General features: G+C 61.7%; 11 protein-coding genes. 1 reads left to right on the top strand and 10 read right to left on the bottom strand.

What is annotated here, in order from left to right; all coding sequences use genetic code 11:
* Positions 1-20: 20 nt before the first annotated feature.
* The 5 genes from ACIQUH_RS13170 to ACIQUH_RS13150 all read right to left on the bottom strand — a co-directional run bounded on the left by ACIQUH_RS13170 (position 21) and on the right by ACIQUH_RS13150 (position 4,871).
* Positions 21-917 carry a MurR/RpiR family transcriptional regulator gene (locus ACIQUH_RS13170; protein ID WP_269343237.1) on the bottom strand — a complete coding sequence of 299 codons (897 nt, stop codon included), beginning with the start codon at positions 915-917 and terminating at the stop codon, positions 21-23.
* A gap of 97 nt (positions 918-1,014) precedes the next feature.
* Complete coding sequence (locus ACIQUH_RS13165; RefSeq protein WP_400815631.1) at positions 1,015-1,977, bottom strand: ABC transporter substrate-binding protein; 963 nt, start codon at positions 1,975-1,977, stop codon at positions 1,015-1,017.
* A gap of 7 nt (positions 1,978-1,984) precedes the next feature.
* On the bottom strand, positions 1,985-3,022 hold the full coding sequence (locus ACIQUH_RS13160; RefSeq protein ID WP_400815629.1) for a FecCD family ABC transporter permease: 1,038 nt from the start codon (positions 3,020-3,022) through the stop codon (positions 1,985-1,987).
* Positions 3,019-4,062: a FecCD family ABC transporter permease gene (locus ACIQUH_RS13155; protein WP_400815627.1), complete on the bottom strand. Its 1,044-nt coding sequence runs from the start codon at positions 4,060-4,062 to the stop codon at positions 3,019-3,021. Before ACIQUH_RS13155 ends, ACIQUH_RS13160 begins: the two co-directional genes overlap by 4 nt.
* Positions 4,059-4,871: an ABC transporter ATP-binding protein gene (locus tag ACIQUH_RS13150; protein WP_400815625.1), complete on the bottom strand. Its 813-nt coding sequence runs from the start codon at positions 4,869-4,871 to the stop codon at positions 4,059-4,061. The genes ACIQUH_RS13155 and ACIQUH_RS13150 overlap by 4 nt, the downstream gene beginning before the upstream one ends.
* Before the next feature lie 282 nt (positions 4,872-5,153).
* On the opposite strand from ACIQUH_RS13150, the gene ACIQUH_RS13145 reads away from it, so the two are divergent.
* The gene (locus ACIQUH_RS13145; RefSeq protein ID WP_400815623.1) at positions 5,154-7,325 is read left to right on the top strand and encodes a TonB-dependent siderophore receptor; all 2,172 of its coding nucleotides are present in this window, start codon (positions 5,154-5,156) and stop codon (positions 7,323-7,325) included.
* A 59-nt stretch (positions 7,326-7,384) separates the two neighbouring features.
* On the opposite strand, the gene ACIQUH_RS13140 is transcribed toward ACIQUH_RS13145, so the two are convergent.
* From ACIQUH_RS13140 to ACIQUH_RS13120, 5 genes are all read right to left on the bottom strand, one after another.
* Positions 7,385-9,451 (bottom strand): ATP-dependent helicase, encoded by a 2,067-nt coding sequence (locus ACIQUH_RS13140; protein ID WP_400815621.1) that lies wholly within the window; start codon positions 9,449-9,451, stop codon positions 7,385-7,387.
* Between the two features lie 321 nt (positions 9,452-9,772).
* The gene (locus ACIQUH_RS13135) at positions 9,773-10,510 is read right to left on the bottom strand and encodes an ABC transporter ATP-binding protein (RefSeq protein WP_400815618.1); all 738 of its coding nucleotides are present in this window, start codon (positions 10,508-10,510) and stop codon (positions 9,773-9,775) included.
* Entirely contained in the window at positions 10,507-11,352 is an 846-nt protein-coding gene (locus ACIQUH_RS13130; protein WP_400815616.1) for an ABC transporter ATP-binding protein, read from the bottom strand. The genes ACIQUH_RS13135 and ACIQUH_RS13130 overlap by 4 nt, the downstream gene beginning before the upstream one ends.
* Positions 11,339-12,238: an ABC transporter permease gene (locus tag ACIQUH_RS13125; protein ID WP_400815613.1), complete on the bottom strand. Its 900-nt coding sequence runs from the start codon at positions 12,236-12,238 to the stop codon at positions 11,339-11,341. The genes ACIQUH_RS13130 and ACIQUH_RS13125 overlap by 14 nt, the downstream gene beginning before the upstream one ends.
* A complete protein-coding gene (locus tag ACIQUH_RS13120) occupies positions 12,235-13,263 on the bottom strand; it encodes an ABC transporter permease (RefSeq protein ID WP_400815610.1) in 1,029 nt (342 codons plus the stop codon). Before ACIQUH_RS13120 ends, ACIQUH_RS13125 begins: the two co-directional genes overlap by 4 nt.
* Between the last annotated feature and the right edge of the window lie 94 nt (positions 13,264-13,357).

Below are 13,357 nucleotides of genomic sequence, written 5' to 3'. Positions count from 1 at the left end.
AGTTCGATGCGGTGCTAGTTCTAAACCCGCTTATGCGGCCTGATCGACGTCCTCAGCTCCACCAGCCGCTCCAGCGTCTCAAGGCTTCGCTCGGGGCATGCGGCGGAGAGAGCAAGCGCCATGGTTTCCATGGCGATGAAGGTCGGGGCGTGCAGCGCCACGCCTTCGTTTTTGGCACGGGGCAGGAAAAGGCTGGCATTGGCGTGTTTTTTGAGCACGCTGTCTTCCTGGCCGAGCAGCATGATGATGGGGACATCGAGGCGGCCGGCCTCGGCTATGGCGGTCTGGGCTTCGCGGTGGGCGCGGCCGTGCAGGAGCATGATGAGGACGTGGCCGTTTTCAAGCTCGAGCAACTGCTCGGCAAGGGTGATGCCGGTGGCGTTGAGCGCATAGGAGCGGACGCCCGAGCGCTGGAACAGCCTTGCCGCATAGGTGGCGATGATGCCGGAGGCGCCGATGCCGAGCACGCCGATGCCGCGCGCCTGCGAGAGAAGCCGCACGGCCGCCGCCATGGCTTCGCGGTTTTCCACGCTTGAAAGCATCTCCAGCGTGTTCTTCTGATTGTCGAGAACGAAATCTATCGCCGCATCGCAGTCGCCGGATATGGATTTTGTCGTCGCCGCCATTTTTTCGACAGGCGAATCCGTCACGCCCAGATAGGCCTCCAGCGTTTCCTTGAGATCGACCAGCCCCTGGAAGCCGAGCGCCTGTATGGCGCGGATGACGGTCGCATCTGACGTATTGGTCTCGAAGCCGATTTCCAGGGCCGATTTGGCGAGAACGGCATGGCGGTGGCCGTCAATATATTCGGCAACGGCAAGCAGGCCCGGCGACAGGCGGTCGCGGCGCCTGCGCAGCTGCTCACCGAAACGGTCGGTGCGCCGAAGCCTTGATGTGTGTGTTTCGCCAGCCGACATGGGTTGTTCCGTGAAGCTGAGTTTTCTACTCTTCTTCTCGGATTAGCAGCGTGCCAAGCCGGGAGGCAAGCGCTTTTGTCCGCGATGGTCGCTACCGTCACTTTTCGGCCGCCGGCCGCACCGTCAAATGTGACTGGACGGCGGAGACCATGAGGCTGAGCGCGGCATAGGAGTTGGAAATCGCTTCCTCGCGCGGCAGGAGAATGTAACGGCCATTGCGGCAGGCCTCCAGAAAATTGCAGAAACCCGGCATCACGGCTTCCATCATGTCGATTTCCGCCTGCGGCGAGGTGCCGGTATCGGAGCGATAGGGATCGAAGATGACATCGGCATCGAGTTCCGGCAAACGTTCGGCGCTGATTTCGATGCGATCGCCATCCGGAATGGTGTCGATGATGGTGGGGAAACGGAAGCCCGCATCGCGCAGCACGCGCCCGAGCGCCCGATAGGTGTGGTAGACGCTGATCTTGCCATTGAGCGGCTGGAACACCGAAACGGTGATGGCGCCGGTATCGACCGACGCCTTCAGCGCCTCGATCTGCGCGCGGTAGCGCCGGTCCAGCACGGCAAGACGTGCCTGTGTGCCGGTCAGCTCGGCCAATACCTTGTAAATATGCGGAGCGCCGTCCTTGGTATTGTCGATGGCGACGGTGGGGGCGATCTGTTCCAGCTTTTCGATCGGGGTGGGGCGGTCCGGTTCGGTCACGATGAGATCGGGTTTGAGAGCAACGATCGCCTCCAGATCGGCATTGATGGAGCCTATATAGGCGATGTCGCTATTGTCGAAATCAACGCCGGTTAGAATGGCGCTGGAGCGCAGATATGGTTTGCCGTCCGCTCCCATGCGGCCGTGACTGCCCACCGGCGTCACGCCCAGCTCGATCAGCGGAATGGTGAGGTCTATATCGTGAAGTGTCACGATACGTTTCGGTTTTACCGGAATGGAAACGTTGCGGCCGAGATCGTCGGTAAAGGTGCGGAGAGGCTCTTCGGCATGTGCCATGGCTGTGCCGAGGAACAGGCACGCGGCGGAAAGAAGAGCGAGAAATGTTTTGCGCATGAGGAACCTATAGGCGATGCCGGTGAAACCAGAGAAGGGCAAGAAGCGTGGGTGCGCCGACGGCGGAAAGAACGAGGCCGGTCGGCAGTTCCAGCGGTGAAAAGGCGGTTCGGGCGATGGTGTCGGCAGCCGCTACCAGCGTTGCCCCGGTCAGGCCCGCGCCGAGCGTAAGCCCGAGATAGGAGCCACCCGGCAGCAGGAGCCGGGCGATATGCGGGCCGATCAGCCCGACAAAACCGATGCTGCCGGTGAAGGACACGCAGGAGGCGGTGAGGGTGACCGCAAGCGCGACATGCAGCGCCGACAGCAGGCGCGTATGAACGCCAAGCGCCGTCGCGGCATGATCGCCGAGGGCCTGCACGTCGGCGGCGCGGGCGGTCAGGGCGAGAAGGCCAAGGGCGATGACGAGGATGAAAGAGAGGATTGAAACCGCTGTCCAGCTTGCGCCCTGCAGGTTGCCGGCCATCCAGATCATCGCCGTCTGCAAATTGCGAATATCGAGCGATGCCATGAGGATAAGCAGCAAAGCCGATAAAAACCATGAAAAGCCGATGCCGGTCAGCACGAAGCGCAGGCGCGAGGTCGCGCCGGAGAGCATCAGAACGATTGCGGCACTTGCCATGCCGCCGGCAATACCCGCGACGGGGCGTAACGTTACCGGCAGGGAAGGCAGCAGGAACAGGCAGCCCAGCACGGCAAGGGACGCGCCTTCCCGCACGCCGAGCAGGCCGGGATCGGCAAGGCCGTTGCGGGTGGTGGCCTGCATGATGGCGCCGGCAATGCCGAGCATGGCACCGGCCAGCATTGCAAGCGCCAGACGCGATAGCCGGAAGTCGAGAACCACGGCGTCGGCCATGGCGGGATTGACATCAGTAGCAGTCAATAGCGACCAGAGCGCGGATGCCGGAATGTGCTGGCTGCCGGCGGTGAGCGACCATGCGGCGACGAGCACAAGGAAAAGGGCGAGTGCCAGCAGAATGGCGAGCCTTAGCGGCATGAAGCGAAGGGAAAAACGTCCCAGTCTCAGGGCTTGGTAGCGGTTCATTTCAGCACCCTGCGCACCAGCCAGAGGAAGACCGGCGCGCCGACAAGGCCGGTCATCGCGCCGGTGGGCAATTCTTTCGGCAGAAGGATCAGGCGGGCGGCGAGATCGGCGGCGATCAGCAGAACCGCGCCACCGAGTGCCGCGATGGGTATGGAAAGCAGCAGCCGTCCCGTTTTCAGACGCGCGACGAGCGGCGGCACCACCAGACCGACGAAACCGATGGGACCGACGACGGCGATGGCCGCGCCGCAGAACAGCGAGATGGAGACAAGCGCCAGAAGCCTGGTTGAACGGACCGGCACGCCGAGCGCTGCGGCCGTGCTGTCGCCCAGCCCCAGAAGATCGAGCCGGGGCGCGACGGCGAAAGCGAGGAGAAGCGCTATCGCGGCCGCGGGCAGGGCGGCGGCGATGGTTGCCATCGACACGCCGGCCGTATCGCCCACCAGCCAGAAACGCATCTGCTGCAATGTTTCTTCATTGAGAATGAGGATGGCGGAGGTGAGGGTTCCGGCAAGCGTGGAAAGCGCAATACCGCAAAAGACGAGTTTTGCCGGCGTCAGCCCCTGCCGACCGGCGGAAGCAAGGAGAAGCACGAGCGAGAAGCTGATGCCCGCGCCCGTCGCCGCCAGCAATGGGCGGAACAGCGGCGTTGCGATCAGCCCGAGCGGCAGCACTGTCGCCAGAACGACGGCGAGGCTTGCCCCGGCATTCAAGCCCAGAATATGCGGCTCGCCGAGCGGATTTCGAAGCAGGGTCTGAAGCAGAAGCCCCGCTATTCCAAGGCAGGCGCCGGCCTGCAGCGCAGCCAAAAGACGCGGCAGGCGCAGGCGCATCAGAACCTGCTGGTCGAAATTGCGGGCGTCATAAGCAAATATCAGGTCGTGCAGGACATGTGGCGCAACGGGGCGCGGGCCGGTGGCCATATGCGCCAGCACCAGAAGCAGCATGGCGAGCAGCAGGAGAAGTGCTGCCGCGAGCGTGCGCCCATAGGCTCGCTCTCTAAGGGCAAGGATGCTTGCGCTGGTATTGCTGGGGGTCATGCCGCGCCGGCCCGTCCGGGCAGGGGAAGAAATACCGGCCGCGCCGTGACCGGATGCGTGAGCTGGGCAACTGCCATGTCGAATACATCGGCAATGATGCCGGCATCGCAGGCTGCCGCCGTTTCCAGCCGGTGCCGCAGCCGCCCGTCCTTCAGAAAAATCAGGTGATCGGCATATTGCAGGGCAAGATTGATGTCGTGCAGCACCGCGACGATCGTGCGGTTGTGGAGGGTGACGAGGCCCGCCAGCATGTCCAGCACCTCTATCTGGTGGTGCAGATCCAGGAAGGTTGTCGGCTCGTCGAGAAGAATGATATCCGTCTGCTGTGCCAGCGCCATGGCGATCCAGGCGCGCTGGCGCTGGCCGCCGGAGAGGCTGTCGACCGCTCGTTCCGCCAGTTCGGACATGCCGGTCACGGAAAGCGCCTCTTCCACCGCGCGGGCGTCTTCCTCACTCCATTGCTTCAGAAATCCCTGATGCGGGTAACGGCCCCGGGAGACGAGATCGAAAACCGAAAGCCCTTCCGGCGTATGGTTCTGCTGCGCCAGCATGCCGAGTTTCTTTGCCACATCCCGTGTCGGGTGGCGGAAGATATCGCTGCCGTTGAGAAGAATATGGCCGCGTACCGGCCGGTGCAGGCGGGCAAGTGCTGAAAGAAGCGTGGATTTTCCAGAACCGTTGGGGCCAAGCAGGACGGTGAAGCGGTTCGGCGCGACATCGATGGACATATCCGCAAGCACGGGCGTGTCGCCATAGGCAAGCGCGATCGTCTGCGCCGCAAGGCCTTTATTCGTGCTTGTGGGTCTCATGCCGTCGTTCAAATTCGTCCCCGTCTGGATGCGTTGCCACCAGAATTATTGATGACTGTAGTAGTCAAGTATATAGCGTTCAAAAATGCGGTTTTTGCCGGTCGATTTGAACAAAAAGCGGCTGTCATGGGCTGAAATGACACGCGCGGAGGCACGAATGCACCGCTCGGTGCTGACGTTTTGCCCCGTTTATGCGGAAATAAAGTTGACTACTACATTCATCAATTGAAAGAGCGGTGCATCGTCGCGATGACGATTTGGGACAGTCGGGGACAAGACAGGATGCATGACGGTTCGATGATCATTGGGGTGCGCTCGCGGGCGCTGCTGGCGTTTCTTCTGGCCGGGGTTGCCCTGCCTGCTTTTGCGCAGGAGAGTGCAACGCCGAAGAAAAATGCCGACGGGACGACCGTGCTCGAAACCATAACCGTCAATGCCGATGTCAAAAAAGGCGCGCGCGGTTATCAGCCGGTAACGACGGGCACGGCGACACGCACCGAGACGCCGATCCTCGATATTCCGCAATCGGTCAATGTGGTGACGGCTAAGGTGTTGCGCGACCAGCAAGCGCGCTCGCTGGACGAAGCGCTGGCCAATGTCAGCGGCGTCACCCAGGCCAATACGCTGGGCGGTACGCAGGATGCCGTCATCCGCCGCGGTTTCGGCGACAATCGCGACGGCTCCATCCTCGTCAACGGGCTGAAGACGGCATTGCCGCATTCCTTCAACGATACGGTCGAGCGAGTGGAAGTGCTGAAGGGCCCTGCCTCGACGCTTTACGGCATTCTCGATCCCGGCGGCATGGTGAATGTCGTGACGAAGAAGCCGGAAGACACGTTCACGGCGGAGGCCTATTCGCGCTTCTCAGCCTATGGGGCGGGCAAATACGGCACATCAGCCGGTTTCGATGTGACCGGCCCGATTGCGGGCACGGATTTTTCCTATCGCCTGATCGGTCAGGGAGAAAACAGCGATTACTGGCGTAATTTTGGTGAGAAGAAGAACTGGCTCATCGCACCGTCGCTGAAATGGAGCGGCGAGGATACCGACATCACGGTTTCCTATATGCATGAGGACTATAGCGTGCCGTTCGATCGCGGCACGATCTTCGATCCGGCGACCGGCAGGGCGATCAATGTCAGCCGCCGCCTGCGCCTCGATGAAGCCTATAACATCACCGACGGTAAATCCGATCTGGCGAGCATCGCCATAGACCGCCAACTTTCCGACGACTGGAAGCTGTCGCTGAATTACGCCTATAGCCGCAACGAATATTCTGACAATCAGGCGCGCGTGATGGGTTATAATTCCCGCACCGGGCAGGTGACGCGACGGGCCGATGCGACGCAATATTCGACGATCTACAATCACGCGGTCCGGGCGGATCTGACGGGTGAGGCCGAAATCGGCGGGCTGCGCAACGACTTGCTGTTCGGCGCGTCCTATGACTACAGCGATACTCTGCGCACCGATATGCTGCGCTGCGCGAATTCCACGAATTTCAATATCAACAATCCCGTCTATGGCCGTTTGCCGGTCTGCACCACGGTGCGGGCGGTCGACAGCGACCAGACGGAAGAGCTTTCCACCGCCTCGATCTATATGCAGGATGCCCTGCATCTTAACGATCAATGGATCGCGGTCGGCGGTTTGCGTTACCAGTATTACGACATTTATGCCGGCAAGGGCCGTCCCTTCGTCGTCAATACAGAGAAGGATGGCGGCGAACTCATCCCCAATGCCGGTCTGGTCTACAAGCTCACTCCGAATGCCTCGCTTTACGCCAATGTGGCCAAGACCTTCCGTCCGCAATCCTCCATCGGCGCCTATTATGGTGGGCTCGATCCGGAAGAGGGTATTTCTTACGAAGTAGGCGCGAAGTTCGATCTTTTCGCCGGGCTCAACGCTAATATCGCCCTGTTCAACGCCCGCAAGCGCAATGTCGCCTATTCGGAAGATGTCGGCGGCGTCTCCACGGTGAAGGCCGCCGGGCTCGTCCGCTCGCGCGGTGTCGAGGTCGATATTGCCGGCAGTCTGACCGACGATCTCGATCTCATCGCAAGTTATGCCTATACGGATGCGCTCGTGCTCGAAGATCCCACCTATGCCGGCAAACGCCTGCCGAATGTGGCGCGCCACACCGGCTCGCTTTTCCTTGCCTATGATGTCGGCGAGGTCGGTCCGAACGGCAATACGTTGCGCATCGGCGGCGGCGTCCGGGCGGTGGGTGAGCGCGCCGGTATCAACGACAATTCCTACAATCTGCCGGGCTATGCGGTTTTCGACGCCTTCGCCACCTATACGCTTCAGTTCGAAAAGCCGGTGACGCTGCAGCTCAATCTGAAGAACATCTTCGACAAGACCTATTACACCTCGTCCATCGGCTCCACCAGCTATGCCAATGTCGTGGGTGAGCCCTTCAATGTCAGCCTGACGGCCAGCGTGAAATTCTGACGGCAGCGTCGACCGGAAAACAATCACAAGTCATGAGAGCGGGGTGAATGCCCCGCTTTTTATTTCCACATGGCGCGCATGCGTGCACCCACATCGATGCGGATCTGCTGCGCGCTGCGTTCGGAAGCGGCAGCCGACACCAGTGGCCAGGTTGCCGTTTCGAAGAATTGCAGCAATGTCGCCGGTATGAAGCGGGTTCTGGCGGCGTAAACATGCCTGTCGCCCTGCTGGTTCTGCCCGCCGGTGAAGAAACGTTGCGGCGTGATCAGCGCGAGACTGTCCTTGGCGCGCGTCATGGCGACATAAAGCAGCCGGCGTTCTTCCTCCAGCTCCTGGGTGGTGCCGACCCCGAGATCGGAGGGGATGCAGCCATCGACCACATTCAGGATGAAGACGGAACGCCATTCCTGGCCTTTTGCCGAATGGATGGTGGAGAGGCTGAGATAGTCTTCATCGAGCAGCGGCACGCCCGCCTGATCGCTGGTGGCGTCCGGCGGATCGAGCGTCAGCTCGGTCAGAAAGCGCTCGCGTGACGGGTAGCCGGCGGCGATCTGCTCAAGCTGCAGCAGATCGGCCTTGCGGGTGTCGGCATCTTCGTGGAGGCGCTCCAGATGGGGTTCGTACCACAGCCGCGCCTGACCGATCTGGCCCGGCCAGTCGTTCGGGGCCTGCCGCAGGCCCACCAGCATCTGCGTGAAAGCTGTCCAGTCGTCGCCGGTCTTCGGCGGCGGCGGAATTTCGGCAAGGGCAAGCAAAGGCTCGGGGTCTGTCGCGATCGCATCGAGAATATTGCCGGCCTTCTTCGGTCCGATGCCGGGCAACATCTGCAGCAGCCGGAAGCCGGCGACACGGTCGCGCGGGTTCTGTGCGAAGCGCAGCACGGCCAGCATGTCCTTCACATGGGCGCTGTCGAGGAATTTCAGGCCGCCAAACTTGACGAAGGGGATGTTGCGGCGGGTCAGTTCCACTTCAAGCGGCCCGCTATGGCTGGAGGTGCGGAACAGCACGGCCTGCTGTTTCAGCGTCATGCCGGTTTCGCGGTTGGCGAGAATCTGGTCGATGATGAAGTTCGCCTGTTCGGTTTCGTCCTTCACCGTCACGAGTTTCGGGCGCTCCAGCGACTGCCGCTCGGTCCAGAGGTTCTTGGTGAACCGCTCGCGCGCCAGATCGATGACACCGTTGGCGGCCGCAAGGATCGGCTGCGTCGAGCGATAGTTGCGGTCAAGCGTGATGATATCGGCCGCCGGGCTGAAGGACGTCGGAAAATCGAGGATGTTGCGCACCGTCGCGGCGCGGAACGAATAGATCGACTGCGCATCGTCACCCACCACGGTGAGGCCGCGGCCACCGGGCTTGAGCGCCATCAGCACCGAGGCCTGCAGCCGGTTGGTATCCTGATATTCGTCGACCATCACATGGTCGAAGCGGTTGCCGATATCATCAGCCAGAACCGGATCGCTGACCATCTGCGCCCAGTAGAGCAGAAGATCGTCGTAATCGAGCACGTTCTGGACCTGCTTGGCCTCCACATAGGCCGCAAACAATTCCTTAAGTTCGCTCTCCCAGTTGGCGACCCAGGGATAATGCTGGCGCAATATCTCCTTGAGCGGCGTCTGGGAATTCACCACACGCGAATAGATCGCAAGACACGTGCCTTTCGTTGGAAAGCGGCTTTCGGTCTTGGAAAAACCCAGCTCGTGCCGGGCGAGGTTCATCAGGTCGGCGCTGTCTTCGCGGTCGTGGATGGTGAAATCGATGTTAAGCCCGATCTGCTCGGCATAGATGCGCAACAGGCGCGCGCCGATGCCGTGAAATGTGCCGGACCAGGCCAGTGCATCGGTCATGATCGCCGAATTCGCCCCGATAACGTGTTTGCAGATACGCTCGACCCGCCGCGACATTTCCGTGGCGGCACGTCTGGAAAACGTCATCAGCAGGATACGGCGGGGATCGGCGCCATTCACGATCAGATGCGCAACACGGTGGGCGAGCGTATTGGTCTTGCCCGAACCGGCCCCGGCGATGATCAGCAGCGGCCCGGCCGTGTGTCCGTCTGCCAGCCCAACGCCATGCTCCACCGCCCTGCGTTGCTGTTCGTTGAGCTTTTCCAGATAGGCAACCGCCATGCCAGCAATCCTTAGATAACCTGCCTGTCCCCACGGGTGAGAACCTTGTTCAGAGATGGCAGTCGTCGGAATGTCCGGCCATTGTCTGCCCTGTCGTCGCAATGATTAGCAAAGACTCAAACAGCAATCCAGAACAAATGCTGAACGCATTGTTCCGGTGGTTTGAAGGCGGTCGGTGGTGAAATTTATCGGCCCAGAAGGTCGCTCGTCCCCTGCCGGCGATTGTCGGCTGGCGGGCAGGCGAAATCCCCGAAATCGCACCACATGAGAAAACGGGCGGCCGTGGATGGGCCGCCCGGTGTGGCCGTTGTGGGGTGAGCGTTACAGGAAACTGCTTTCGAACAGCTCACCTGAATAGGCCGCATGGGTAACGCCCGCTTGAAGATCGGCCTTGGTCAGCTCATCGACAAAAACGCCGTTCTGCATGACCAGCACGCGGTCGCACATATGGGCGATCACCGCGAGGTCATGGCTGACGAGAACGAAGGTGAGGTCGCGTTCTTCGCGCTGGTCGGCAAGCAGGTTCAGGATTTCCGCCTGAATGGAGACGTCGAGCGCGGATGTCGGCTCGTCGAGCAGCAGGATCGGCGGTTCGAGGATCAGCGCGCGGGCGATTGCCACGCGCTGGCGCTGGCCGCCGGAAAGTTCATGCGGGAAGCGCTCGGCAAAATATGCGGGCAGGCCCACCTGCTGCAGGGCAGCCGGAACCTTCGACCAGCCATCGCCAAGCCCCATAGCGCGGATCGGTTCGGCCAGAGCCCGGCCGATGCGGTGGCGTGGGTGCAGCGAACCGTAGGGATCCTGAAACACCATCTGGGCCAGTTTCAGTTCGTCGCGGCTGCGGGTCTTGCCGACCGGTTTGCCGTCAAAGCTGATCGAGCCGGTCCAGCCGGCTTCCAGCCCGGCCAGCGACCGCAGCAAGGTCGACTTGCCGCAGCCGCTCTCGCCGACGATGCCAAGGGTTTCACCTTTTTTGACCGTGAGGCTGACGCCGCGCACGACGTGGTTGCGTTTTTCCTTGGCGCCGTAAACGACGTCGAGCTTGTCTACCGTGATCATCGCATCACCTCCGCATCGATGGCCTGACGATCCAGCACCTTGAGACGCCGCACCGGATTGCGGGGATCGGGCATGGCCGCGATCAGGCCCCGCGTATAGGGATGCTGCGCATCTTCCAGCTTCGTCAGCGTTTCCACCACGCGCCCGCCATACATGACCAGCACGCGCTCACAGAAGGCCGCAACCATGCGGATGTCATGGCTGATGAGGATCAGGCCGGAATTATTCGCGCGCACCATCTCGTCCAGCAGCAGCAGGACGTCCTTGCGGACGCTGACATCGAGGGCCGAGGTCGGTTCGTCGGCGATGACCAGCTTCGGCTTGGCGAGCAGCATCATGGCGATCATCACGCGCTGCCCCATGCCGCCCGATATCTGGTGCGGATAAAGCGCCATGACGCGGTCGGGATCGTTGATGCGCACGCGCAGCAACATGTCGCGGGCGGCATCTCGCGCCGCCTTGCCGGTCAGCGCCAGATGCAGTTCGGCGGCCTCCGCCACCTGTTTGCCGATGGGCAGCACCGGGTTCAGCGAATAACGCGGGTCCTGCATGATCAGCGCCATCTCGCTGCCGCGGATCGCGCCCATCTGCCGCTCGGACTTTGTGAGCAGCGGTTCGCCGAGGAAGTCCATCTTCTCCGCCGTCACCGTCGCGCTTTTCGGCAGGAGCCGCATGGCGGCCCGGCCGGTGGTGGATTTTCCGGAGCCGGATTCACCGACGATACCGACCCTTTCCCGCCCGACGTCGAAATTGACGTTGGACACGGCGGGAATGGTGTTGCGGCCGAAACGGACATTGAGGTCGCGAACCGAGAGGATGGGAGAGCTATCAGGAACGGGCATGGCGCGGATCCAGCAGGTCGCGCAGCGTATCGCCGGCGATGTTGAAGGCAAGGCTCGTCAGCAGGATGGCGATGCCGGGCATGACGGCGACCCACCAGTAATCGAGCATGAATTTGCGGCCGCTGGAAATCATCGCACCCCATTCCGGCAGCGGCGGCTGCGCCCCGAGGCCTAGAAAGCCGAGTGAAGCGGCGGTCAGGATGATGCCCGCCATGTTCAGCGTCAGGCGAACGATGACCGAGGGGATGCACATCGGCGCAATGTATAGAAACAGGATACGCAGCGGCGAAGCACCGTAGAGACGGGCGGCGGCGACGTAATCGGTATTGCGCACGACGAGCGCTTCCGCCCGGGCAAGACGCGCAATCGGCGGCCATGCCGTCAGCGAGATCGCGATGATCGCCGTGCCGAGACCGGCGCCCATGGCGGCCGCAAAGGCAAGTGCCAGCACGAGCGAGGGAAAGGACAGGACGATATCCGTCGCGCGCATCAGGATCGCATCGGTGCGCCCGCCGAAGAAGCCGGCCATCACGCCGATTGCAAGGCCGATCGGCCCGACGATGATCGAGACTGACAAGACGGTCTGGATGGTGATGCGGGTGCCGTAGACGAGCCGGCTGAAAATGTCGCGGCCGAATTCGTCGGTTCCGGCCAGATGCGCCCAGCTGGGAGGCTGAAGCGCGTTTTCGAGCGCCTGCCGGGCAGGATCGTAAGGCGCAATCAGCGGAGCGAAAATCGCGACCAGAACCAGAATGGCCAGAATGGCGAAGCCGAACATTCCAAGCGGTTCGTCACCGAGCTTTCGAAGTGTCCGCACGGTGGTGGTCGACAGGCGCGACAGGGCGCCGGGACGATCGACGGTATTGTTATGCGCGATATCGGTCATCGTGCGGCCTCCCGTGTACGGGGATCCAGCGTTGTATAAGCCAGATCGGCGAGGAAGTTGAGCAACATGAATATGAAGCCGATGACGATCGTGGCGGCCAGAATTGCATTCATGTCGCCGATGAGCAGCGCATTCGTCATGTACTGGCCGATGCCGGGCCAGGAAAAGACGATCTCCGTGACAACGGCGCCTTCCAGCAGGTTGCCGTAGGAGATCGCCAGAACGGTGATGAGCTGCACGGCGATGTTGGGCAGCACATGGCGGGTTATGGTGCGTGTGGGGCTGACGCCCTTTGCCCGTGCCGCGATGACATAATCCTGGCTGAGCTGTTCGAGGGTGAAGGCCCTCGTCATGCGGGTAATATAGGCCATGGCCATATAGGCAAGGATAATGGCCGGCAGGATGATGTGTCCAAGCGCGTTCCAGAAGATTTCCGTCTCGCCCGCAAGCAGGCTGTCGACGAGCATCAATCCCGTCTTCGGCTCCACAAGGCCTTCGTAGAAGACGTCGACCCGGCCGGGGCCTGCGACAAGGTTGAGGTTCGCGTAAAAAATCACCAGCCCGACAATGCCGAACCAGAAGACCGGTATCGAATGTCCCACAAGCGCAAAAACGCGTGCGAACTTGTCGATGAAGGTATCGCGGAAGAGCGCGGCGGCAAGGCCGAGCGGCACGCCGATGACCGTCGAGATGATGATCGCCAGCGTGGCGAGCTCGAAGGTGGCGGGGAAGGCCTGCGCCAGATCGCGGGTCACCGGGTTGCCGGTGAGGATCGCAATGCCGAAATCGCCATGCAGCAGGCCGCGCAGATAGATGAAGAACTGCTGGTAAAGCGGCAGGTCGAGCCCGAGCCGCGCCCTCATCGCCTCATAGGCCTTCGGGTCCGCAAGTTCGCCGACGATCGCGCCCACCGGATCGGTGGGCATGACCCGGCCGATGATGAAGGTGATGCAGAGCAGGATGAAGAGGCTGACGATCAGTTGCAGGAAACGATGTCCAAGCCCGCGTAGTGAGATTTCCGTCATTGCAGGTCGCACTTCCCTGTAAGAAATACGTCAGCTGTGGAGCCCTCACACGCCGCTCGCCGCAGACGCGCAATTCTCCATTGCAAAAACTCTT

The sequence above is a fragment of the Agrobacterium sp. NPDC090283 genome, assembly GCF_044769685.1.
In the GTDB taxonomy this organism is placed as follows: domain Bacteria; phylum Pseudomonadota; class Alphaproteobacteria; order Rhizobiales; family Rhizobiaceae; genus Agrobacterium.
The sequence above is the reverse complement of the archived record's forward strand: the minus strand, read 5'-3'. Positions and strand labels throughout refer to the sequence as shown.

Bases quoted from the DNA above. Each gene is read 5' to 3' on its own strand.
- ACIQUH_RS13155 (WP_400815627.1), bottom strand. From the start codon at position 4,062: ATGACCCCCAGCAATACCAGCGCAAGCATCCTTGCCCTTAGAGAGCGA.
- ACIQUH_RS13150 (WP_400815625.1), bottom strand. From the start codon at position 4,871: ATGAGACCCACAAGCACGAATAAAGGCCTTGCGGCGCAGACGATCGCG.
- ACIQUH_RS13120 (WP_400815610.1), bottom strand. From the start codon at position 13,263: ATGACGGAAATCTCACTACGCGGGCTTGGACATCGTTTCCTGCAACTG.
- ACIQUH_RS13170 (WP_269343237.1), bottom strand. From the start codon at position 917: ATGTCGGCTGGCGAAACACACACATCAAGGCTTCGGCGCACCGACCGT.
- ACIQUH_RS13145 (WP_400815623.1), top strand. From the start codon at position 5,154: ATGCATGACGGTTCGATGATCATTGGGGTGCGCTCGCGGGCGCTGCTG.
- ACIQUH_RS13165 (WP_400815631.1), bottom strand. From the start codon at position 1,977: ATGCGCAAAACATTTCTCGCTCTTCTTTCCGCCGCGTGCCTGTTCCTC.
- ACIQUH_RS13130 (WP_400815616.1), bottom strand. From the start codon at position 11,352: ATGCCCGTTCCTGATAGCTCTCCCATCCTCTCGGTTCGCGACCTCAAT.
- ACIQUH_RS13135 (WP_400815618.1), bottom strand. From the start codon at position 10,510: ATGATCACGGTAGACAAGCTCGACGTCGTTTACGGCGCCAAGGAAAAA.
- ACIQUH_RS13160 (WP_400815629.1), bottom strand. From the start codon at position 3,022: ATGAACCGCTACCAAGCCCTGAGACTGGGACGTTTTTCCCTTCGCTTC.
- ACIQUH_RS13125 (WP_400815613.1), bottom strand. From the start codon at position 12,238: ATGACCGATATCGCGCATAACAATACCGTCGATCGTCCCGGCGCCCTG.
- ACIQUH_RS13140 (WP_400815621.1), bottom strand. From the start codon at position 9,451: ATGGCGGTTGCCTATCTGGAAAAGCTCAACGAACAGCAACGCAGGGCG.